The organism is Corynebacterium sp. Marseille-Q4381, from assembly GCF_036881695.1.
GTDB lineage: Bacteria > Actinomycetota > Actinomycetes > Mycobacteriales > Mycobacteriaceae > Corynebacterium.
The window spans coordinates 93,099-114,813 of record NZ_JBAJNR010000009.1 but is presented as its reverse complement, the minus strand read 5'-3'; the positions used below and the strand labels follow the sequence as shown (position 1 = coordinate 114,813).

Sequence of the window (21,715 nt, the reverse complement as noted above, 5' to 3'; positions counted from 1 at the left end):
TGATAGCGGCGGGGAAACGCCCGGACCCATTCCGAACCCGGAAGCTAAGCCCGCCCGCGCCGATGGTACTGCACCCGGGAGGGTGTGGGAGAGTAGGTTACCGCCGACCCAACAACAACAAAACAACTCAATACACCAAAGCACCCAGTCCTTGGACTGGGTGCTTTGCCATGTCCACACCCAGCCCCGCCCCCCGAACAGCGTCACACCGGGGGGCGGATAACGGATGGCGGATATACGAGAGCAACGCCGTGCATCCGCCATACTTCATCCGCCCCCCTGAAGGCCGCAACGTCGTCGCGGCCGCGTTACGGCTCCGCCCTGTAGCTCCCAACGAAAAACAGGCTCATCGGTAGGTACAAAACCCCAGGTCGCTGACACCCCGAAACCTTGGGAGCTACAAGCCGCCGACTGCACTGACATATCGGCGCGCTCCCGGCACATAGGCGGCAGTGACACCGGCGACGCACGCGCCGCGCCCTGTAGCTCCCGACGACAAACAGCCTCATCGGTAGGTGCAAAACCCCCTGTCGCTGACACACTGAAACCTTGGGAGCTACAGGCCACAACCACTGATAGCGGGTAACTCCCACGACCGCGCAACGCGACCTGCGGAAACACACAACTGTCGCCGAGATACCCGCTATCAGCAACGAGGCCTGTAGCTCCCAACACGGAACAGCCCGATCACTACGTGCAAAACCCCAGGTCGCCACCAGCTCACAACCCTGGGAGCTACAGGCCGCGCACACCCACAGTGGGCAACACGCGGCTCAATCAACCGCGACCAGTGCAAACACCAAACCGGCGCAGGGATGCCCGCTACCAACGCCCGCCGCGGTCACCATGACCGGCAACAGCTAGCCCAAGCCTGGGGCAGAGAAGTGGCGGTCGGCTCCAGTGAGCGGATCGGTGAAGGCGAGCGTGACGGACTTCAGTTGCATCGGTACTGCGAAGTCCTCGTCGCCGAAGGGAAGGGGTGTGGGGTAGATGGGGTCGCCAAGAATCGGGGCGCCGGCGGAATTCATGTGCACTCGCAGTTGGTGGGTGCGGCCGGTGATGGGTTCGAGAAGGTAGCGGGCCAAGGGCTCAGTCACTTTGTGCAGGCGGTGTAAACGATCGGCATGTGTTGGATCGAGTGGAGCGGCCGAATGCACGATTGTCACCGCGTTTGGCTCGACGTCTGGGATCTCGGTAGAGGCCAACTCGCCGTGTTGCTTGTCGATGTGGCTACGCAAGGTAACGGGGGTGTCGAGATCAAGAGTGCGGGCAATGGCCTCGTACTGCTTGTGCACCTCGCGGCGGGCGAACAGCTCCTGGTAGGCGCCGCGGGTTTCGCGGCGTTTGGTGAATAGCAGCAGGCCGGAGGTCATGCGGTCGAGGCGGTGGGCCGGCGCGAGTTCCTCGTTGCCGGTCGCTCGCCGAAGACGAACAGTGGCGGTTTCGGTGATGTGCGCTGCCCGCGGCATTGTCGCCAGAAACGGCGGTTTGTCCACCACGAGCAGGTCGGTGTCCTCGTACACAATCCCGATTTCGTACGGCACCGGCTTCTCGGGCGCGGGGCGGCGGTAGAAGAAGACGTCGGTGCCTTCGTGGATGGGGGTGGTGGGGGAGAGGGGGGTGGCGTCGGCAAGCACAACCTGCCCCTGCGCGAAGCGCTCCAACACGGCAGCCTCGTCGTCCTCAGGGTGCCTGTGCCGCTGCGTCGCAACCAGGTGGGAGACAAATTCGAACGCAGTAACCGGCTCTGGACCCGGGTACCGCGCGCGGGTGGCCGTCAGCCCGTCGCGCGGGGGCAGCGGGGCGGCTTTCGGGCGTTTAGCACGTGCCATGGTGTAGTAGATTATCCGCCATGGATCTTGCAGCTCTTACTGAACCCGTGCTCGCCTTCTTCCGCGAAGGAGTGGGCAAGACGATTTATGACGTCGCGGCGGCCCTCTATCGGTTCCTCTTCCCTGCAAACGCGGAAGCCGCCACCAAGGGATAAGCTTGAAGGCGTACCCGGAGAAGTAAGGAGCACGTAATGACCAGCGAGAACGACGTTGTAGTCGCCGTCGACGGCAGCCCAGCATCGGACAACGCGGTGCGGTGGGCGGCCAACACCGCCGCGAAACGCGATGTGGCGCTGCGCTTGGCGTCGAGCTACACCATGCCGCAGTTCCTCTACGCCGAGGGCATGGTGCCGCCGCAGGAACTGTACGACGACCTGCAGCGCGAGACGATGCAGAAGGTCGACGACGCGCGCGGGGTCGCACTCGAGGTCGCGCCTGAGCTGCGCATCGGGCACGCGGTGGCGGAAGGCTCGCCGATCGACATGCTGCTGGAGATGTCGCGCGACGCGGGCATGATTGTTACCGGCTCCCGCGGTCTCGGCGGACTTTCCGGCGTGGTTTTGGGCTCCGTCTCGGCCGCCGTGGTCTCCCACGCCCATTGCCCGGTTGTCGTGGTGCGCGAAGACAACGCGGTGACCGATGAGACGAAGTACGGCCCGATCGTGGTGGGCGTGGACGGTTCCGAGGTGTCTAAGCGAGCCACCGAAGTGGCCTTCCAAGAGGCGGAAGCGCGCGGCGCGGAGCTTCTGGCAGTGCACACGTGGATCGACTCGCAGGTGACAATGTCGGGCCCGGCGTTCACCATCACGGACGACCGCTGGGAAGAGGCCCGCGCGGAGAAATCGGCGATGCTCGACGAGTACCTGGGCGAATTTGCCAAGTCCCACCCGAACGTTGAGATGCGCAAGATGATTACGCGCGACCGCCCGGTGCGCGCGCTGACCGAGGCCGCGCAGGGCGCGCAGCTGCTGGTCACGGGCTCGCACGGCCGCGGCGGATTCAAGGGCATGCTGCTGGGTTCCACCTCGCGCGCGCTGCTGCAGTCGGCGCCGTGCCCGATGATGGTGGTGCGACCAGAGGATTAGGCTGGCATAATGGGCCCAGCAAAAGGTCTATAGACACAACTCAATGTGAAAGGGATTATCCCAATGACTCCTACTCTCGGCTTCTTTGGTTGGCTCGTGCTCGGCGGTCTCGCCGGCTGGATCGCGTCGATGGTGCAGAACCGCGACGCGCAGATGGGCATCGGCCTGAACATCCTCGTCGGCATCATCGGCGGTCTCATCGGCGGTTGGCTGCTGACCCTCTTCGGTGTCCAGGTTGAGGGCCGCAACTTCTTCTTCAGCTTCCTCACCTGCCTGCTTGGCGCGATTATCCTCCTGTGGATCGTGAACAAGGTGACTAGCAGCCGTCGTTAACTCGCTAGTTAGATCATCCCCCGGATCCGTCCGGGGGATTTTTTTAATGGGCATTTGCATGGGGCAGGGTCTAAGATGAACGTACCGGTTTGTCTAGTTGGCGAGTGGGAGAACAGGAGACGAGTGTGACACAAGCAGACCCGGCGAAGAAGAAGCCGGCTACGCGCCGCCGCAATCGGCCCAGCCCCAGGCAGAGGCTTCTCGACGCAGCGACAAAACTCTTCAACGAAGAAGGCATCCGCGTCATCGGCATCGACCGCATCCTGCGCGAGGCGGACGTGGCCAAGGCGTCGCTGTACTCGCTGCTCGGCTCTAAGGACAACTTGGTCGTGGCCTACCTCGAGCGCATGGACGAGGAGTACCGCACCCGCTGGCAGGAGCGCGCGGATCGCGCCGCCGACAACGACGCGAGGGTGCTCGCGTTCTTCGACATGGCGATTGACGAAGAGCCAGAGAAGAAGTTCCGCGGGTCCCCGTTCTTCAACGCGGCGAACGAGTACCCGCGTCCTGAAACCGATTCCGAGAAGCGCATTGTGGAGACCAGCTTGAACCACCGGCGCTGGATGCACGAGACGCTGACCGGTCTGCTGTCGGAGAAGAACGGGTACGACTCCTCCGGCCAGGCGGACCAGATGCTCATCTTCCTCGACGGCGGCCTCGCCGGCGCCCGGTTCACCCAGAGCGTCGCGCCGCTGAAAACCGCGCGCCAGCTCGCGAAAAACGAGCTCGGCGCACCGCCTGCGGACTACTCGATCTAGCGCAGGCTACTCGCCGGTCCAGCGGGTGCTGCCCTCGATAGTGATGCCGGCGGCGGCACCGGGTTCCGTGTTTTTCGCGCGCTTTTTGGCCGCCTTTTCCTCGGCGAGCAGCTTGTTCAGCTCCTTGCGCGCGAGGTTGCGCTCCTTCTTCAGCGCCTTCGCGTCCGCCTTCTCCGCAGCCTTCTTCTCCTTGCGCGCGCGCTTTTCTTCGCGGATTTCGCGGGTGATGCGGCCGGCTTCGGAGGGGTGGGTGAGGATGGAGACACGTTGGCGTCGTAAAGCTGCCCTGTCCTCTTTCACCTGCTTGCGCTCTTGCTTCACCTTGGCGTGCGCCGCGGCCTGGGCCTCGCGGTGGAGCGGGGTCGCTGGCATCGTGCGCACGGCAAAGAACCACAGGCAGACGTTCTGCACGGCGGTGAACAGGTTGTTGACAACCCAGTACATCAACAGCGCGACCGGCACGCGGCCGGTCAGCCCCGCAACGAGGAGGCTGAGCGCGACCAGCGGGATCACCCAGTAAATGAAGTAGTAGGCCCGGCGCGACGTGGTGTTCGCCCACTCGAGGGTGAAGCGGTTGCGGATCTGCGTGACCAGCATGTTCGTCGAGGTGAACGCGATGGCGAGCAGAATCATGATCGCTGCGAGGACAATCACCTCGTCCTCGGTGGTGCCGAGGAAGGCGAACTGCTCCTGGGTCATCGACGCGTAAGCTGCCAGCGGCACGTCGAAGAAGGTGGAGTCGCGGAAGGAGGCGATCTCGGAGTCGGAAAGCACGCCGATGCGTTTGCCGGCGGCGGCGTCCGGCACAGCCATCCACAAAAGGAGGCGGTAGAGGCCCAAGAACACGGGGATCTGGATCATCGCCGGCACGCAGGCCGCGAACGGGTTGTAGCCGTGCTCCTTCTGGATCTGCTTTCGGGCCTTCTCCTCGGCGCGCAGGTCGGCGACCTCGGTGGACTCGCCGTAGAGCTCGGTGATCTTGTCCATGTGGGGGCGCATCAAAAACGACGTGCGCGTGGACTTGTACGTCTGCCACGCGAACGGGAGGATGATCGAGCGCACCGACAGCACGAGGAGGAACACCGACGCCGCCCACGCTTTGCTGGACTCGACGCTGAAGGCCCCCGTGAGCAGCCAATGCCAGAACTTCATCACGGCCGAGACCGGGTACACGAGCAATTCCAGCATGTGCGTTAATGTTAGGCCATGCAATCGGGCTCCACACCACCGCAACCGTACTGGCCCGGTGAGACGGCTCCGGCGGCTAAAACCGTCCCGGCCGGAGAAGCGGGGCGCAAGCCGGTGACGGTGCCCCAAATCGTCGGCGAGGTGTTCCTCACCGTGGGTGCGCTGCTGCTCCTGTTCGCGTTTTACGAGTCGTTCTGGACCAACATCGCCTCGGCCAAGATGCAGAACGACGCGCAGTCGCGGCTCGAGGCCGTGTGGGAGGAGAACTGGGTCAACCCGCGCGAGCGCCGCGTGCCGCAAGACGGCGACGCGTTCGCGCGCATGTACATCCCCGCCTTCGGCCCCGACTACCAGTTCGCCGTGCTGGAGGGTGTCGGCGAGCAAACGCTTTTGGCCGGACCAGGGCGCTACCCCGGCACGCAGATGCCCGGCGAGCCCGGCAACTTCGCTGTCGCCGGCCACCGCGTGGGCAAGGGTGCGCCGTTCAACGACTTAGGCCAGCTGAGAACGTGCGACGCCATCGTGGTGGAGACCCAGTCCCAGTGGGTGACCTACCGGGTGCTGCCCATGGACGCAGACCCTGAGCTGCGCCGCGCGTCCGTGTCTCCGTGCCTGCCCCAGGACCTCACCGACCGCGTGGCGGGCGGCGACTACGCGCAGGTGATGGGCCGCCACATCACGACCCCGAACGACATCAACGTGGTCAACCCCATGCCGGAGACCCGCTCGACCGAGGTGGTGCCGGGCATGGCGTCAATCATCACGTTGACCACGTGCCACCCGCAGTTCTCGAACGCGGAGCGCATGATCATCCACGCGGTGATGTCGGAATCCATGCCGAAGGCGCCGGGCGGCGGTGGCGCGCTGCCGCCTGCGATGACGGAGCTCGGTTAGAGGCTCAGCTAACGGGATACGCGAAAGGAGCAACCATGTACGCAGCCCTGTGGCGCAAACTCCCCGGTCCGCCGGCGGTGAAGTGGCTGATTACCATCATCATCCTGGTGGCGGTCTTCTTCCTACTCATGGAAGTTGTCTTCCCGTGGGTGTCATCACTGATGCCGTACAACGACGTCGCCGTGTAACCCGGCCGCGGCAAGCCGGCGCCTTAGATCCACCGCGGCACCGGCGGCACCCAGGTCCGCATTGATTCCAGCATCGTCTCCGGCGAGTCTTCGACGAGCAGGTGGTCGCGGTCGGTGGCGCGGACGAAACCGTGGTCGACCATGTGGTCCACCATCTCCGCCATCGGGCGCCAGAACTGCTCGCCGAGCAGCCCAATCGGTTTGGCGTGAAGGCCGAGTTGCTGATTCGTCCATTCATCAAAAAGCTCGTCGAGCGTGCCGACCCCGCCGGGGAGGACCACGAACGCGTCGGCGAGCTCGCCCATCCGAGCTTTGCGCTGCGCCATGGTGTCCACCACTTCAAGCTGGTCGAGCTCGTCGTACTTCAGCTCGTAGCCCGCCAAGTGCGTGGTGAGCACGCCGCAAGTCCGGCCGTTTTGCAAGTGCGCGCCGCGCGCCACCTCGCCCATCAGCCCCAGCTTCGAGCCGCCGTAGACCAGCGTGATGCCGGCGCGGCCGAGCGCCTCACCGAAAGCGAACGCGAGCCGGGATGTCGCTGGGTCGGTGCCGGGGCGCGCGCCGGCGAAGACGGCAACGGCGCGCAATTGGCGCGGCGCAAGCGCGGGGAAGACCTGCGTGGCCAAAAGCGGCGCGAGTTCCACCTCGCCGGGGGCGGCGGGGTCGATCCAGGCCACCTCGGCGATCTCTGCCGCCGGCGCGGGTGCGTCTGCCGGCTCGGGCGCCGTGAACACGGTCGAGGTTACGGTGTGCCCCGGCTCGTTCGACGCCGGCGCGGAGAAGCGGCCGAGGTAGCCCAGTGAGAGGCGGTCCAGCTCGAGCCCGGTCTCCTCCAGCGTTTCGCGCAGTGCGGTGTCCACCACCGACTCACCCTCCTCCGGCTTGCCTCCCGGCAGCTGGAAGCGCGGGCTGGTTTTCTTGCGCACGCACAGCACCTCGCCGCGCGCGTTTCGGATCACAACAGCGGCAACATTGATCATCACAATCCCAGGTTAGTGATAACTTCCTCGGCGACAAGCTGCGCTTTGACCGATTCGTCCTGGTTGGTGAACACGGTCACGGCGACCGGGCCCTTGGCCACCGAGTACGCAGCGCCGATGCGGCCCGGCACCGCGCCGCCGCCGTGGCGGCCCCCGTTCCACCCCTCCGGCTGGTCGGCCGGGTCGGTGAACTCCACCGGCGCGGCCCAGTCCACCACGGCCATCGCTTGCTCCGGCGTCGGCATGCGGCGCACAAACACCGTCAGCTGGGGCTCTTCCGGGTAGGACCAGAACTGGCACGCCGGCGGGTCGAACACCCCGTCCGGGCCCGGGTCGACGCCCACACCGGTGACGCGCTGCCCGTTCGTGTCCGCAACCCACTGCGTGTTCAGGTACGGGCATTCGTCGAAGCTCGCGCGGTCGGTGTGGGGGAGGATGGCGACCGGCGGGGCGTCGGCAAGCACCGGCTCCTCGGGCGCCTCCTCAACCACCTGCGGCGCGGAGCACCCCGCGAGGCCGATCGCCAAGGCCAGGATGGGTAGTCTCATGCGCATGAGCTCCAGACTAGTGATGTTGGAGCGGGACCCCGCCGACATCCCCGACAACAAGGCCCTCGACACCGGCATCACCGTGCTGGCCGTGAGTCTGGTGCTGGTCTCGCTCGCGGCGCTTGCGCGGATGCCGCTCAACGCGGCGCTGCTGCACATTGTGCTGGTCACGGCGTTTTCCTTCCTGCTGTTTTACGGCATTGTGGAGATGCCGCGCTGGGGCGGGTGGCACCGCGCGATCTGGATTACCGCGCTGTTCGCCGTCTGGATCGCGGATATGGTCGTTTCCCCGGTGGCGATCTACTGGGTGTTCATCCTGTTTTTCGTCTCGCTGCGCGCGTTCAACGATTGGCGCGGCCTGACCTGGGTCGCGCTGGGCCTGGCCACCGCCATCGGCTTCCAAGTCCCCACCGGTCTCACCCTCGGCGGCGTGATGGGGCCCGCGCTGTCCGCTGTGGTTGTGGTGGCGATCAACTACGCGTTCACCACGATCAGCCGGGTGAGCAAAGAGAGGCTTTTGCTTATCGACGAGCTGTTGGCCACCCGCAAGCAACTCGCCACCACCGAGCGCGAAGCCGGTGTGGCGCAAGAGCGCGAGCGGCTCGCCCACGAGATCCACGACACCGTCGCGCAGAACCTGTCTTCGATCCAGATGCTGCTGCACGCTGCCGAGCGCGACCTGCGCGCCCTCGACGTGGGGGAAAACGAGCTGGAGATGCCGCTGAAGCGCATGGAGGCGGCGCGCCGGGCCGCGTCGAACAACCTCGCGGAGACGCGCGCCATGATTGCGGCACTCACCCCGGCCGGGCTGCGGGAGGCCCGCATCAGTGAGGCGCTGGAGCGCATCGCCGCCGACTTCGTGGCGGCCAGTGACATGAAAATCGAGGTGGAAACCCACGGCGAGGTGGTGGACCTGCCCATGCGCGTCGAGGCCGGCCTGCTGCGCATCGCCCAGGGCGCGGTGTCCAACGCCGTGCAGCACTCGGGTGCGACGCGGGTGCGGATCACCATGACCTACGAGCCGGGGGATGTGCACCTGGACGTGGTGGACAACGGCCGCGGCTTCGACGCGGCCGCGCAAGCCGGCAAGCCGGCGGGGTTGGGGCATTTAGGGCTCGATGCGATGCGCTCCCGCGCCGCGGAGCTTGGCGGGGAGCTCACGATCGAATCCGCGCCGGGCGGGCCGACGGCGCTGAGTGTCGCGGTGCCGCTTTCGGCTGCGGGGCCGGCGGATAGGATGGAGCCATGATTCGCGTCTTGCTCGCCGATGACCACGAGATTGTCCGACTAGGCCTGCGCTCGGTGCTCGAGCAGGCCGACGACATTTTGGTGGTGGGCGAGGTGGCCACCGCGGAAGCAGCGATTGCGACCGCCCAGGCCGGCGGCATCGACGTGGTGCTGATGGACCTGCGCTTCGGTGCCGGCGCGGAAGGTGCCCGCGTAATGACGGGCGCGCAGGCCACGGCCGAGATCCGCGCCACCATGGGAACCCCGCCGAAGGTGATGGTGGTGACCAACTACGACACGGATGCCGACATCCTCGGCGCGATCGAGGCCGGTGCCGTGGGCTACCTATTGAAGGACGCCCCGCCGGAGGAGCTCATCGCCGCGGTGCGCTCCGTCGGCGGCGAGGATGCGCAGCCGCCCGTGCCCCCGATGTCGCCGGTGGTGCGCGAGCGCCTGGCCACGCGCGAGGCGGAGCCGCGCTCCTCGCTCACGCCGCGCGAGCTGGAGGTGCTGCAGCTGGTGGCCGCTGGGTCGTCCAACCGCGAAATCGGCCAAGACCTCATGCTCTCTGAGGCGACGGTGAAGAGCCACCTCGTGCACATCTACGACAAGCTGGGCGTGCGCTCGCGCACCTCCGCCGTCGCCGCGGCGCGCGAGCTCGGCGTGCTCTAGCGGGGGCTCAAGCCAGCCGCTAGTTTTTGACCGCCTTGTCGTGCACCAGGTTCGCCAGATCGGTCAGGTCTTCCTCGATCGCGTTGTGGGCAAGACGCTGCTGCACCGGGCTCGCGTTCTCTGCGTTGCGGACGGCCTGCTCAAGGTCGGCGAGGCGCACGCGCGCGTCTTCGGCGAAGCCGCGCGGCAGGTTGTTGTCGCGCTCAACGTTTGCGCGGATCGCCTCGATGCGGGCCTTCAGCTCGGCGCCGCGGCCGGAGTGGCGGGCAATGTCCTGGGAGGTCAGGCCCATCGACGCTGCGCGGTTGTTCAGCTGGCCCTGCTGAAGCGAGGTCAGCGCCTTGTAAGCCAGCGGAAGCAGCACGGGGATGAGGGCGCGGGCACCGCCGGTGAACTTCTTCGCCTTCTTCTTGGTCAGTCCGGATTCCTCGATGCGCTTCAGGTGCGCCTCGGCTAGCTGCTTCTCGTGCTTGCGCTTCTGCTTCAGGCCCTTCTTCTCCTCCTTCAGCAGGCGTTTTTCCGCTTTGTCTAACAGCTCGGCGGTGCGCAGGTCTGCCTTCGCCTCGTCGCGGGCGTACTTGCGTGCGCGCGCCTCCGCGCGCTTCACCTCGGCCTGCGCCTTCTTCGCCGCCGCCTGCGCCTTGGCGCGGCTCTTCTTGCGCGACCTGCGGATCGACTTGATGATTCCCATGGAAATGTGCTCCCTACATCTATAAATAAGCTTCGGTGAACCACCTTACCTTTCCCGGCAGGTAACATCGCTGGCATTGTGACGAACCATCCGGATGTGCGCGCCTCGGACCTGGTGGGTTGCCGGTACCGGCTCCGCCAGCGCGCCGCGCACCCGGATGTTCCTCCGCTGCCGGACGCGGTGTCGCGCCAGCCGCAGATCGACGCGGCCCGGGCGATCGTGCTGGACAGCTTGCCGGTGAAGCGGGCGGTTGGCGACGGCCGCCGGAAACTTTTCCGCCGCGTCGACCTTGACCCCGCGCTGACCCCCGAGCAAGCGTTCTCCCAGACCCGCGCCGCGATGCGCGCGGGCGCCAACCTGATCACCAACGCCGCGCTCACCGGCGAGCTCGAGGGCTGGCGCGTGGCCGTCGACGTGGACGTGCTTGTGCGCACCGACGCCGGCTACGCGCCGGTGGTGATCTCCAACCACCGCGTGGCCAGGCCCCACCCGGAAGCGGAGCTTGAAATGGTCGCCGTCAACCGCCTCGGCCTCTCGGACCCGCTGGCGGTGCACGCCAAGGCCCGCCACCACACCGCCGACGGCTACCGCTTGGGTCTGGCGGAGCTGCTTCTGCGCGCCGAGGGGTTGGACACCGGCTCCGGCGGCGTCATCGGCCAAGACCGCACGCGCGCGTATATCGCGGACGTCACCCGTTTCATCCCGCCGCTCATCGAGGCGCTGAACGCGCCAATTCCAGACGAGCCGAAGCGGTTGAAACAGTGCGCTACCTGCCGTTTTTGGGTGCTGTGCCAGCCGCGCCTCGAGGAGCTCGACGACATCTCGCTCGTTTTTCCGGGCGGCCGCGGCGACGCGTTTCGGCAGCAGGGGATCGACACGGTGCAGCAGCTTATCGACGCCAACCTCGGCGATCCTTCCCGCATCGCTCAAGCCCGGCGCGATGGTGTTGCAGTGCTGCGCCGCGAAGGCGAGATCGACATCCCGCGCGCCGACGTCGAGATCGATGTGGACATGGAGGCCTACCTCGACCAGGGCGCCTACCTCTGGGGCGCCTTCGACGGCTCGGACTACCACGCCTTTGTCACGTGGGAGGAAGTTGGCGGCGAGGCGGAAGAGGCCAACTTCTCGTCCTTCTGGGCGTGGCTGATGCAGCAGCGCCGAGATGCGCACGCGGCCGGCAAGACGTTCCGCGCCTACTGCTACGCCGCCGGCGGGGAGAACTACTGGATGCGCTCCTCGGCGAAGCGGTTCGGCTCTATCGATGCCGACGAGGTCGCCGCGTTCACGTCTTCCGACGAGTGGGTGGACGTTTTCGCCCACGCCCGCCGCTATCTTGTCGGCACCGACGGCTTGGGGCTGAAAGTGCTCGCGCCCGTTGCGGGGTTCCGCTGGGAGGACGAGGACATGGACGGGGAGCGCTCCATCGCGCTGCGCAGGGCTGCCCGGCTTGGCGACGCGGCCGCCCGCGACATGCTGCTGCGCTACAACGAAGACGACTGCCGAGCTACCCGCGCGGTGCGCAACTTCCTCACCGCGGGCGCGCCGGGTGTGCCGCCGCTTTCCTAGCGCGGGCGCCGTTAGCGCGCCCGCCGCTCGCCTGCCGCGAGCGCGAGCGCGACCGCAACGAGCGCCGCCAGCAGCGCCGCCAGCACGCCCACGAACCCGCTCCAGGAAAGCGCCTCGAACGCCCGGCCGGTCGCCGCGCCGAGCAGCGACGACCCCATGTAGTAGGAGAACACGTAGAGGCTGGAGGCCTCGGCGCGGTCGTGCTCCGCGATCTGGCCCACCCACCCGGAGGCGGTGGAGTGCATGGCGAAGAAGCTTGCCGTGAAGATGAGCAGGCCAACGAGCGTGACCCACAGGTTCGAGCTCGCGCCGATGAGCGCGCCGACGAGCATGAGCACCGCGCCGGCGACGACCACCCGGCCGCGGCCGTGGCGGCCGACAAAGGTGCCGGCGCGGGCGCTCGACCACGTGCCCGACAGATACATCACGAACGTCAACCCAGCAAGCGCAGGCGGTAGGCTGAACTGCGCAATCGCGCGGAACCCGAAGAAGTTGTACATGGAAACGAATACGCCCATGCCCAAAAACGCGGTCACCGCAAGGCCGACTAAGCGCGGGTTCTTCAGGTGCCCAACCACCGACCAGAACTCCGCGCCGGGCCGAATCGACTCCTTGGGCACGAAGTTCTTCTGCTCCGGCAGAAGCGCCCACGCGCCCAGCGCCAGCGCCAGGCTCACGGTCGCGCTCACCGCGATAGCCCACCGCCACGACGCCACCTCGAGCACGAAGGAGGGGATGAGGCGGCCCATGAGCCCGCCGACCGTGTTCCCGGCGATGTAGAGGCCCATCGCGCCGGGCAGGTCATCGTTGTGCAGTTCCTCGCTTAACCACGTCATCGCCACCGCCGGCGTACCGGCGAGCAGCACGCCCTGGAGGGCGCGCAGCGCGATCATTTGCTCGATGCTGCGGCTAAGCGCCACCACGATCCCGAGCGCGGTCGCCACGACGGCGGAAATGATGAGCACGCGGCCGCGGCCGAACTTTTCAGAAAGGATGGAGGCCGGCACCACACAGACCGCGAGGGCACCGGTTGCAGCTGAAACCGTGAGCGCGGCGGTCGAAGGTGTGGTCTGGAGGGTTTCGGTGAGCGTCGGCAAGAGAGCCTGCGTGAGGTACAGCGAGGAGAAGACGGCGAGGCCAACGAACAGCATCGCGATCGTGGCTCTGCGGTATTCGGCGCTGCCCTTCCTCATGCGTACCCATGGTGGCCCAGCTCACCCTGCGGCGCAACCAAAAAACGGCACCGGTAACAACCCGATGCCGTTGGCAGGTGCAGCGAGACGCTAGGCGTTTACGCCGCAGCCTTGGTGTAGCGCTCGTTGACGTCGTCCCAGTTAACAACGTTCCACCAAGCGGTGACGTAGTCAGCCTTGACGTTCTTGTACTGCAGGTAGAACGCGTGCTCCCACATGTCGAGCATGAGCACCGGGGTGAAGTCCACGGAGATGTTGCCCTGCTGGTCGGTCATCTGCTGGATGATCAGGCGGCCAGCGATGTGGTCGTAACCAGCCACGGCCCAGCCGGAGCCCTGCAGGCCGTTCGCCACTGCGGAGAACTGCTTCTTAAAGGCCTCGAAGGAACCGAAGTCGCGGTCGATGGCCTCAGCGATAGCGCCGGTCGGGTTGCCGCCGGCGTTCGGTGCCATGTTCTTCCAGAAGATGGAGTGGTTGGTGTGGCCACCGAGGTTAAATGCGAGGTTCTTGGTCAGCGCGCGGATCTTGTCGGCGTCTGCCTCGCCGTTGCGCTCAGCCTCAAGCGCCTCAAGGGCTGCGTTCGCGCCCTTGACGTAGTTCGCGTGGTGCTTATCGTGGTGCAGCTCCATGATCTCGGCAGAGATGTGCGGCTCGAGCGCGTCGTACGCGTACGGGAGTTCCGGAAGCTCGTAAACAGCCATGGTGATTCCTTTCGTTGAAAATCAATTGCGTGCCCCATGGTAATGAAAATTTCTTTGTTGGGGCGCCGAGGTAAATTGGGGCGCTATGGGATTCCTCTTTGGTAGAACTCCGCAATTGGTGGACAAGGATCAGGCGCTGGCCGGGCGAAGCGAGCCCGTGCTGGCCATCCCGCGCACGCATGCGGTGCTGGCCACGCCGATCACCGGCCCGTGGCGCGAGGGACAGAAGCGCCTGCTGATCGGCATCGGCTGCTTCTGGGGTGCGGAGAAGATGTACTGGCAGATGGACGGGGTGGAGTCGACGTCCGTTGGATACGGCGGCGGTGTGACCCCAAACCCGACGTATCGCGAAGTGTGCTCGGGTGCGACCAACCACGTGGAGCTGGTCGAGGTGGTCTATGACCCGCAGGTGGTGAGCCTGAAGGAGTTGGTGAAGGCCGCGCTTGAGGCGCACGACCCGACGCAGGGCTACCGCCAGGGCAACGACGTGGGCACCCAGTACCGCTCGGCGTTCTACACCGACACCGAAGAGGAGGCGGAGCAGATCCGCGGGTGGATCGCGGAGTACCAGCAGGCGCTCGCGGACGCGGGCTTCGGCGAGATCACCACCGAGGTCAAATCCGTGGAGTCAGACGGCGTGGAGTACTACCTCGCCGAAGAGGAACACCAGCAGTACCTGCACAAGGTGCCCAACGGGTACTGCCCGCACCACTCCACGGGCGTGGCCTGCGGTATCTAGCGGAGGCTACTCGGTGGTGATGCCGGCGGTCACGATCGCGACCACCACGGCAATCACCATCGTGTTGAACGCGAACGCCACCATGGCGTTGGCGCGCAGCCGCTTCCAGCCCTTACGGGTCAGCGCCTGCGCAGGTGCCAGCGCGCCCATGACGGAGGTGAAGGCGGCGAGGGTGAAGTAGTCGTCGTAAATCGGCTCCTCGCCGCGGCGTTCCACGTGCGCGAATTCGAAGTGGCGCGCGCCGTCCTCCCCGAGGTCGAGCTCGAGGTAATCGGTGGCGAAGACGACCACCATGTAGTGCCAGGACAGAGCGGTGGCGAGGACGTTGAGCACCAGCAGCGCCAGGTGGTTGATCGTCTGGGGAAGCTGGGTGCTCATGATGACCAGGAACAGGGAGGCGAAGCCGGCGGTGACGGCAAGCTGCGTGGCGCCCTTGAACCCGAGCTGCTGCGCCCACGGCTTGCGGGCGGTGGCGCGCTCGCGCGCGGCGTACTCCCGCAGATGCTCCTGGCTGCGGCCGCGCAGCATCCGGTCGGTCCACGTGCTGTAGATGCCAACGAAGAGCACCCACATCAGCAGCCAGCCGACGAGGGCGGTGCCCCAGAAGTCGAAGTCTTGGTAGTCCAAGATTCCCGACGCGTAGCCGGCGAGGAGCGACGCCGTGCCCACCGCCCACGCGGCGACGGCGGAGACGGCGTTGCGGAATACTTCGGAGCGCATCTTCATGTCAGTACCCGTGCTTGGAAGGGAAGCCACCCGGGGGCTTGCGCAGCTTCACCGCGTCGCGGTGAATCCAGGCGCTGGCGCGGGCGATTTCCGCCTCGGTTAGACCCGCGCCGTCGCTCCCGCCCTCGCCGTGGACGACAGCGTTCCAGTAGGCCACCGTCTCGTCGTGGTAGTTGTGCCCGTGCGGCGACGGCACGTCTTGGGAGACCAGTTGGTCGATCGCGACCTGCCAGAACGTGACCAGCGGCAACCAGTGCAGGGTGTCCAGCACGTCGAGGTGCTGCGCCTCAGGCGCCTTGCGGCCGCGCGATCCCGGTTCCTTCAACCAGTCCGGGGCGCGCCAGATCAGGTGCGGCTCCCACCAGACCACGGGGTCGGAGGCGTGCTGGGCGAAGACGTAGCGCGGCTCCTCCCACTCGTTGTCGTACGGGTCGCCCTTGAAATCGTGGGCGAGGTGGTCGGGGTGGGCGGCGAAGCGGGTGTTGCGGCCGCCGTCGATAAGCGGCAGGCGCTGCGGACTTCCTTCTTCCCTGCGGCGGGTGAGCTCGGAGTGGTTGCGGGCGAAGCCGGGCACGCCGGTGAACACGCCGCCGGAGGTGCCGTGCATGAACTCCTCCACCGATTCGAACACGTCGGACACGCCGTAGGCGCCGAGCGATTCGCCACCGAAGTAGAGCTTGGGGCGCGCGTCCTCGTCGATCTTCTCCATCTCCTGCAGGATCGCCTTGGCCAGCAGGCGCGTCGAGCGCACGGGGGATTCGTGGTCCGCCAGGTAGGAGTACGCCGAGGGCAAAAACGAGTACTGCATGGACACGATCGCGGAGTCGCCGCGGGTGACGAACTCGAAGCCGGAGGTGTGGAAGTCGTTCACCCAGCCCGTGCCGGCGCCGGCCATGAGCGCGATGTGGCCGCGCTCAAACGCGCCGGTGCGGTGCATCTCCGCAACCGCTTCCTCGGCCATCGCCGCGTAGTCGGGCGACTTCTTCGCGTCGAGCCCGTGCAGGCCGATGAAGATGCGGATCGGTTCCTTCGCCACGCCGTCGCTTAAGCCGAGCACGCGCTCGATCTGGCGCTTGCGTGGACCCCCGGCCACCGTGGCGCGGCCCTGGCGGCCCATGGACTCCCAGGACACGGTGGAGGCGGGCGAGCCGGAGCGCTCGGGCTCGGTGGGGCGGTCGGCGCCGCGCATGAAATCGCGGTCGAGCTCCTGGGCCTCGCGCATCACCGACGAGACGAAGCGGCGCAGCACCAACCGGTCCGTGAACAGGAAGATCAGCCCGCCGCCGCCGAGGATCGCGATCGGCCACGAGGTCACGGGCGGGAGTTTGCGGCCGAGGAGTGCGTTCAGGGCGTCGATAAGCGTCTGGATGACCTCCCCGACGCCCAGCAGCGCACCGTAACCGATGGTGCCCAGGGTCAGCCCGCCGATGGTGTCCCACACGGAGTAGTCGCCCTCGACCTCCACCAGGTGCTCCTGCTCCCGGCGGCGCAAAAGCGCCATGGTGATCACGCCGGTGGTCACCCCCGTCATGGCCAGGCGGGTCGGGCCGGCGAGCTGGCGCACGTTGCGGTACTCGCCGGGGAAGAACACCCGCACCGCCGCGGTGGCCACCCCGTGCCCGATGCCCTGGAGCACCGCCGTGTTCGCCGCGGTGGTGGCCCACTTGTGCGGAAGGAGCGACGGTGCGAGCGCGCCCCACGTGGCCACCTCGGCGCCCAAGGCGCCTGCGCGGAAGCTCCTGGGCAGCCGCTGGAACCCGCGCAGCCGCAGCGCGGGGGAAAGGTCCGTGAACACCTGCACCGCCGCAACCGGCGCCGCGAGCAGGCCGTCTTTGCTCACCGAGTAGCGGTTGCGCGCGTTGCGGACGGACTCCAGCATCTGGTCAAGGCGGGGACGTTGCATGCAAGCATTGTGTCAAACAACGACTACGGTGGGGCGCGTGACTGAGATTGTGGCGCACCGCGGCTTCTCCGGCCGCTTTCCCGAGCACACGCCGCAGGCGTTCGAGGAGGCGCTCGCGCTGCCCATCCACGGTATCGAGTGCGACGTGCGCCTCACGCCGAAGGGCGAGCTGGTGGTTGCGCACGACCCGGTGCAAAGCGCTGAGGGCTTGATGCTTATCGACGACCTGTTAGACCTCATCACCGCCCACCCCGACAAACACCTCTACATAGAGACTAAACACCCGAGCCGATTCGGGCCGGAGGTGGAGGAACAGACCTTGCGGGCCCTTCGCTACCACCGGCTGCACGACTCGGAGCGCATCCACCTCATCTCCTTTTCCCACCGCGCGGTGCGCTACTTCACCGAGTTCGCCCCGCAGCTGGAGACGTTCTACCTGTTCAACCTCCGCGAGCGGCGCTGGAACCCGAAGAACGTGATGTGGTCGAAGCCCTACGGTGTGGGGCCCGGGATCTCGCACCTGATGGCCAAGCCGGAGCTTCTGGGCTACCGGGGTTTGAAAACGTACACGTGGACGGTGAACAAGCCGATTGAGATGCAGTGGTGCGCCGACCACGGGGTGGACGTCATGGCTACGGACCTGCCGGACCTCGCGCTGGCTACGATGAGTGCCCATGGCACCAAGGAAACCGAAGAAGCAGAAGACTAAAGAGCAGCTGCCCGAGGGCATGACCCGCCGCGAGGCGAAACTGGCGGCGCGCGCCGCCGAGCGCGAGCAGTTTGCCAAGGACCCCCGCCCGTTCGGCGGCTTGGCCGCCGAGGCCGACCTGATCGCGCTGCAGGAGTTTGTCCCCTCCGCCGTCGCCGCGTTCGAGGTGAACGGCACCCCGGTCAACATCGTCACCGTGCTGCCGGGCGCCGGCGCCGCGATGGTGCGTCCGGAAGAGGAAGGCGGCGAGCGCTTCGTCGCGCTGCAGGTGCAGTCGCACTCCCAGAACCCGGGGCGCGACCTGGCCTACGCGCTGGCGTGGGTGCTTGAGGCCAAGCCGGGCGAGTCGCTCGCGTCGACGGTCGCCGACGGTACGCAGCCGGAGCTGACCTCGCTTGTCGGCGCGTCCGCGCTACCTGCCATCACCGAGCACCAAGACTTCGACTGGTGGTTCGCCGACGGCTCCGCGCTTCCCGCCGAGGTGCGCCAGGCTCTCGCCCGCGCCAACGACGCAGTGATGCCGTCCACCCAGATCAAGGCAGCATCCGGCGACGCGATCCCGGGCTCGGCGTGGTGGGTCAACCCCGGCGGCGGCAAGGCCCACATCCGCTGGGTGCGCGGCGAGGACAACGAGGACAAGATGCTGGCCGCGCTCGCGCGCATCGCGGCCCGCGGCGAGCTCAACCTGGGCGAGGGCACCAAGTTCGCCGGCGCGTTCCGCACCCACGGGGTTGTTGTGCCGGTGTGGGATTTGGACCCGGCCGTGGACCCGATCGCCGATGAGGCGCCGGCTGCCGCGTACGCCGAGGCGCTCACCGCGCTGAACGAGAAAATTGTGGCGGAGTACGCCTCCGACGCGCAGCTCAACGCCGACGAGCGCAAGCAGCTCGACAACATCAAGTCGCGCCAGGTGACGATCTAGCGGCGCGCGAGAATTTTGCCCCCGTAAAAGTGACCCGGGACACAGGGTTCGTGGTCTATCTTTTGTATCACTTGGATATCTGTGCATAAAACCGGGTTTGTGGAGGGCAACATGGAGACGTTCATCAACACCCTCGACGGGATCATTTGGTCCCAGTGGCTGGTGTATCTCTGTCTCGGCGCGGGTGTGTACTTCACCGCCGTGACCTTGTTCCTGCAGGTCCGCTGCCTGCCCGACATGATTAAGCAGCTGTCCACCGGCGAGAGCTCTGAAGCGGGGATCTCCTCGTTCCAATCGCTGATGGTCTCGCTTGCGGGCCGCGTCGGCGTGGGCAACATCGCAGGTGTCGCCACCGCCATCGCCTTTGGCGGTCCTGGCGCGGTCTTTTGGATGTGGGTCGTGGCGTTCCTCGGCTCGGCAACGTCGTACGTCGAATGCACCCTGGCGCAGATCTACAAGGAGAAGGACCGCGACACCGGCGAATACCGCGGCGGCCCGGCCTTCTACATCGAGAAGGCCTACGCCCACACCGGCGCCCGCGGCGTTGCCAAGGCGTACGCCATCTTCTTCGCTATCTGCATGATCCTGGCCACCTCCTACTTCCTGCCAGGCATCCAGGCCAACGGCGTGGCGGCCGCGGTGAACAACGCGTGGGGCATCTCCACCTGGGTCACCGCTGCGGCGATGGCGGCGCTTCTCGGCTTCATCATCATCGGCGGCGTCAAGCGCATCGCTACCTTCGCATCGATGGTCGTGCCGTTCATGGCCGTGATCTACATCGTCGTCGCGGCCGTGATCATGATCGCGAACGCCTCCGAGATCCCGAATGTGTTCGGGCTCATCTTCCGCTCCGCCTTCGACCAGGAGGCGATGTTCAGCGGCATGCTGGGCGCGGCAATCGCGTGGGGTGTCAAGCGCGGCATCTACTCCAACGAGGCCGGCCAGGGCACCGGCCCGCAGTCGGCGGCGGCGGCTGAGGTGTCCCACCCGGCGAAGCAGGGTTTTGTCCAGGCGTTCGCCGTCTATATCGACACCCTGTTTGTCTGCTCCGCAACCGCGTTCATCATCATCTCGACCGACATGTACAAGGTCTTCGAAGACCAGTCCGAGGACGGCGGCGTGATCTACCAAGGCTCGCTTCCGGACGGCGTGGCCGTGGGCCCGGGTTTCGTGCAAGAGGGCCTGAACACGCTCAGCGGCGGCCTCGGCTCCTCGTTCGTGGCGCTGGCGATCTTGTTCTTCGCCTTCACCACGGTGCTGGCCTACTACTACATGGCCGAGGTGAACTTCGCGTACCTGAACCGCTGGGTGAAAAGCGAGAGCGCGCGCACCGCGCTGATTTGGGTGCTGCGGGCGCTGATCATTGCCGCAGTTGTCGTCGGCGCAACGTCCACCCCGGGCACGGCGTGGGCGCTCGGTGACATCGGCGTGGGCACCACCGCGTGGCTCAACATCGTAGCGGTCCTGGTGATCCAGGCCCCGGCGCTCAAATGCCTGTGGGATTACCGCCGCCAGAAGAAGGCGGGCCTTGACCCGCAGTTCGACCCGGAAGCCCTCGGTATCAGAAACGCCGACTTCTGGGTGGAGCGGAAGAAGCAGATGCTTGCCGACGGCACCTGGCCCACCACCGCGCCCCCTACCGCAGCCGGTTAAACAACTCCTGCGCCCCAGCCTCGTCCCACAGCATCACGTTGCCCACCTCGGTGTCGGCGAAACCGCCCAGCGGGATGGTTTCCGTGACCAAGCCCGAGCGCATAGCGAGCGCGATGCGCGCGAGGTTCCACACGTGGTCGGACTGGTTGACCGTGAACATCGTCGGCGCCGTCCACATGAGCGGGACCAATCGGAAGGGGTTCAGCAGCACCGCGGGGGAGAGGGTTCGCGACACCACGGCGGTCAAGAATTCTCGCTGGCGGGCGACGCGGTCGAGATCGCCCAGCGCTGTTGCACGGGTGCGGACGTAACCCAAGCCTGTTGCACCGTCCATTTTCTGGCACCCGGGTTGGACGTTCAGGTTCGCCAGCGGGTCATCAATCGGCTCCGCCACGCAGATCTCTACGCCGCCGATGGCGTCGACGACGTTTGCGAGCCCGCCCATGCCCACCTCGGCGTAGCGGTCGATCCTAAGCCCCGTCGCCTGTTCAACGGTCTGGACGAGTAGCGGCGCCCCGCCGTAGGAAAAGGCGGCGTTGACCTTGTCGTAGCCGTAACCAGGAATCGCGAGGTAGGAATCGCGCGGGATGGACACCAGCGTGGGCTGCCCCGTTCGCGGAATATGCAAAAGCATGATCGTGTCGGTGCGCGTCGAGCCGATATCGCCGCCGGTGCCGAGGCGATCAATCTCAGCTTGGGACAGGCCGGTTCGGGAATCGGAGCCGACCAGCAACCAGTTGGTTCCGGAGGTGTTCTCGACCTGTGATGGCGGGAGCGCTTGGGTGCGGGTGAGGCGGGCGTCGGCAAGCAAAAGCCCTACGAGGGTGAGGACCAGTACTGCCGCAACAACCGTGAAGCACCCCAAGCACCCCGGGGCCTTGCGCTGCCTGCGCTGCCTGCGCGACTTCTGGCGGGGCTCGGGCCTTGGCTCGGGCCGAGGCTGCGGTTTGGGCACGGGCCGCGGTTGAGGCCTGGGTTGGGGTTTGGGTTGCGGCGCTGGCATCTGCTGCCGCGGGCGGGGGCGCTCTTGGGCGCGCTGCTCCTGATTGCGCTGCTCGTGCGGCGTGCGGCGCGGCTGGTAATCCGTGCGGCGGTGCACTGGGCGGCCGTAGCGGTCCACCAGCGGCTTGCCGTCTTTGCCCAGCACGTAATCGCCCAGGTTGTCCCTGGGGTCGTTGGAGTGCGGCGTCGTTGACATGTCGGACAGTCT

Annotated in this window: 23 protein-coding genes and 1 rRNA gene; 14 read left to right on the top strand and 10 right to left on the bottom strand. The window is 66.6% G+C overall.

Translation table 11 applies throughout. The annotated features are described in order from the left end of the window. Positions 1 to 109, top strand: a 5S ribosomal RNA gene (rrf, locus tag V6D40_RS09080); the annotation flags it as partial. 751 nt (positions 110 to 860) lie between these two features. On the opposite strand, the gene V6D40_RS09075 is transcribed toward rrf, so the two are convergent. Further along, positions 861 to 1,832, bottom strand: a complete 972-nt coding sequence (locus tag V6D40_RS09075) for a pseudouridine synthase (RefSeq protein WP_334290037.1) — start codon at positions 1,830 to 1,832, stop codon at positions 861 to 863. A 20-nt stretch (positions 1,833 to 1,852) separates the two neighbouring features. Between V6D40_RS09075 and V6D40_RS09070 the strand changes: the two genes are divergently transcribed. The 4 genes from V6D40_RS09070 to V6D40_RS09055 all read left to right on the top strand — a co-directional run bounded on the left by V6D40_RS09070 (position 1,853) and on the right by V6D40_RS09055 (position 4,008). Then, positions 1,853 to 1,987 carry a hypothetical protein gene (locus V6D40_RS09070; RefSeq protein WP_334290036.1) on the top strand — a complete coding sequence of 45 codons (135 nt, stop codon included), beginning with the start codon at positions 1,853 to 1,855 and terminating at the stop codon, positions 1,985 to 1,987. A 36-nt stretch (positions 1,988 to 2,023) separates the two neighbouring features. Then, positions 2,024 to 2,917, top strand: a complete 894-nt coding sequence (locus V6D40_RS09065) for a universal stress protein (protein WP_334290035.1) — start codon at positions 2,024 to 2,026, stop codon at positions 2,915 to 2,917. Between the two features lie 63 nt (positions 2,918 to 2,980). Continuing rightward, the gene (locus V6D40_RS09060; protein WP_334290034.1) at positions 2,981 to 3,250 is read left to right on the top strand and encodes a GlsB/YeaQ/YmgE family stress response membrane protein; all 270 of its coding nucleotides are present in this window, start codon (positions 2,981 to 2,983) and stop codon (positions 3,248 to 3,250) included. 125 nt (positions 3,251 to 3,375) lie between these two features. After that, positions 3,376 to 4,008 carry a TetR/AcrR family transcriptional regulator gene (locus V6D40_RS09055; RefSeq protein WP_334290033.1) on the top strand — a complete coding sequence of 211 codons (633 nt, stop codon included), beginning with the start codon at positions 3,376 to 3,378 and terminating at the stop codon, positions 4,006 to 4,008. Positions 4,009 to 4,014: 6 nt separating this feature from the next. Here V6D40_RS09055 and yidC read toward each other — a convergent pair whose 3' ends face one another. Beyond that, positions 4,015 to 5,196 (bottom strand): membrane protein insertase YidC, encoded by a 1,182-nt coding sequence (gene yidC, locus V6D40_RS09050; protein ID WP_334290032.1) that lies wholly within the window; start codon positions 5,194 to 5,196, stop codon positions 4,015 to 4,017. A gap of 18 nt (positions 5,197 to 5,214) precedes the next feature. On the opposite strand from yidC, the gene V6D40_RS09045 reads away from it, so the two are divergent. Together V6D40_RS09045 and V6D40_RS09040 are read left to right on the top strand one after the other, a co-directional pair. Further along, on the top strand, positions 5,215 to 6,090 hold the full coding sequence (locus V6D40_RS09045; RefSeq protein WP_334290031.1) for a class E sortase: 876 nt from the start codon (positions 5,215 to 5,217) through the stop codon (positions 6,088 to 6,090). A 35-nt stretch (positions 6,091 to 6,125) separates the two neighbouring features. Then, positions 6,126 to 6,278, top strand: coding sequence for a hypothetical protein (locus tag V6D40_RS09040; protein ID WP_334290030.1), 153 nt, complete (start codon positions 6,126 to 6,128; stop codon positions 6,276 to 6,278). A gap of 23 nt (positions 6,279 to 6,301) precedes the next feature. On the opposite strand, the gene V6D40_RS09035 is transcribed toward V6D40_RS09040, so the two are convergent. Next, positions 6,302 to 7,255, bottom strand: coding sequence for a TIGR00730 family Rossman fold protein (locus V6D40_RS09035; RefSeq protein WP_334290044.1), 954 nt, complete (start codon positions 7,253 to 7,255; stop codon positions 6,302 to 6,304). Beyond that, positions 7,255 to 7,809, bottom strand: a complete 555-nt coding sequence (locus V6D40_RS09030; protein ID WP_334290029.1) for a DUF2020 domain-containing protein — start codon at positions 7,807 to 7,809, stop codon at positions 7,255 to 7,257. Before V6D40_RS09030 ends, V6D40_RS09035 begins: the two co-directional genes overlap by 1 nt. Here V6D40_RS09030 and V6D40_RS09025 point away from each other — a divergent pair. Further along, on the top strand, positions 7,808 to 9,052 hold the full coding sequence (locus V6D40_RS09025) for a sensor histidine kinase (protein WP_334290028.1): 1,245 nt from the start codon (positions 7,808 to 7,810) through the stop codon (positions 9,050 to 9,052). The genes V6D40_RS09030 and V6D40_RS09025 overlap by 2 nt on opposite strands. Then, positions 9,049 to 9,702 (top strand): response regulator transcription factor, encoded by a 654-nt coding sequence (locus V6D40_RS09020; RefSeq protein ID WP_334290027.1) that lies wholly within the window; start codon positions 9,049 to 9,051, stop codon positions 9,700 to 9,702. The genes V6D40_RS09025 and V6D40_RS09020 overlap by 4 nt, the downstream gene beginning before the upstream one ends. A 19-nt stretch (positions 9,703 to 9,721) precedes the next feature. Here the strand turns inward: V6D40_RS09020 and V6D40_RS09015 are convergent, their stop codons facing one another. After that, on the bottom strand, positions 9,722 to 10,393 hold the full coding sequence (locus V6D40_RS09015) for a DUF6474 family protein (protein ID WP_334290026.1): 672 nt from the start codon (positions 10,391 to 10,393) through the stop codon (positions 9,722 to 9,724). A 78-nt stretch (positions 10,394 to 10,471) separates the two neighbouring features. Here V6D40_RS09015 and V6D40_RS09010 point away from each other — a divergent pair, with 78 nt between their 5' ends. After that, complete coding sequence (locus tag V6D40_RS09010) at positions 10,472 to 11,959, top strand: TM0106 family RecB-like putative nuclease (protein ID WP_334290025.1); 1,488 nt, start codon at positions 10,472 to 10,474, stop codon at positions 11,957 to 11,959. A gap of 11 nt (positions 11,960 to 11,970) precedes the next feature. On the opposite strand, the gene V6D40_RS09005 is transcribed toward V6D40_RS09010, so the two are convergent. Both V6D40_RS09005 and V6D40_RS09000 read right to left on the bottom strand, forming a co-directional pair. Beyond that, entirely contained in the window at positions 11,971 to 13,152 is a 1,182-nt protein-coding gene (locus V6D40_RS09005) for an MFS transporter (RefSeq protein ID WP_334290024.1), read from the bottom strand. A 98-nt stretch (positions 13,153 to 13,250) separates the two neighbouring features. After that, on the bottom strand, positions 13,251 to 13,853 hold the full coding sequence (locus tag V6D40_RS09000; RefSeq protein WP_334290023.1) for a superoxide dismutase: 603 nt from the start codon (positions 13,851 to 13,853) through the stop codon (positions 13,251 to 13,253). A gap of 85 nt (positions 13,854 to 13,938) precedes the next feature. Here V6D40_RS09000 and msrA point away from each other — a divergent pair, with 85 nt between their 5' ends. Then, on the top strand, positions 13,939 to 14,592 hold the full coding sequence (gene msrA / locus V6D40_RS08995) for a peptide-methionine (S)-S-oxide reductase MsrA (protein WP_334290022.1): 654 nt from the start codon (positions 13,939 to 13,941) through the stop codon (positions 14,590 to 14,592). Positions 14,593 to 14,598: 6 nt separating this feature from the next. Here msrA and V6D40_RS08990 read toward each other — a convergent pair whose 3' ends face one another. Both V6D40_RS08990 and V6D40_RS08985 read right to left on the bottom strand, forming a co-directional pair. Continuing rightward, positions 14,599 to 15,312 carry a DUF1345 domain-containing protein gene (locus tag V6D40_RS08990; protein ID WP_334290021.1) on the bottom strand — a complete coding sequence of 238 codons (714 nt, stop codon included), beginning with the start codon at positions 15,310 to 15,312 and terminating at the stop codon, positions 14,599 to 14,601. Between the two features lie 7 nt (positions 15,313 to 15,319). Then, complete coding sequence (locus V6D40_RS08985) at positions 15,320 to 17,221, bottom strand: alpha/beta-hydrolase family protein (protein WP_334290020.1); 1,902 nt, start codon at positions 17,219 to 17,221, stop codon at positions 15,320 to 15,322. A gap of 37 nt (positions 17,222 to 17,258) precedes the next feature. On the opposite strand from V6D40_RS08985, the gene V6D40_RS08980 reads away from it, so the two are divergent. The 3 genes from V6D40_RS08980 (at position 17,259) to V6D40_RS08970 (ending at position 20,505) form a co-directional block, all read left to right on the top strand. After that, positions 17,259 to 17,930: a glycerophosphodiester phosphodiesterase family protein gene (locus V6D40_RS08980; RefSeq protein ID WP_334290019.1), complete on the top strand. Its 672-nt coding sequence runs from the start codon at positions 17,259 to 17,261 to the stop codon at positions 17,928 to 17,930. Then, complete coding sequence (locus V6D40_RS08975) at positions 17,896 to 18,852, top strand: DUF5926 family protein (protein WP_334290018.1); 957 nt, start codon at positions 17,896 to 17,898, stop codon at positions 18,850 to 18,852. The genes V6D40_RS08980 and V6D40_RS08975 overlap by 35 nt, the downstream gene beginning before the upstream one ends. Before the next feature lie 111 nt (positions 18,853 to 18,963). Further along, positions 18,964 to 20,505, top strand: coding sequence for an alanine/glycine:cation symporter family protein (locus tag V6D40_RS08970; RefSeq protein ID WP_334290043.1), 1,542 nt, complete (start codon positions 18,964 to 18,966; stop codon positions 20,503 to 20,505). Here V6D40_RS08970 and V6D40_RS08965 read toward each other — a convergent pair. After that, positions 20,489 to 21,703, bottom strand: coding sequence for an LCP family protein (locus V6D40_RS08965; RefSeq protein WP_334290017.1), 1,215 nt, complete (start codon positions 21,701 to 21,703; stop codon positions 20,489 to 20,491). The genes V6D40_RS08970 and V6D40_RS08965 overlap by 17 nt on opposite strands. Positions 21,704 to 21,715 lie beyond the last annotated feature (12 nt).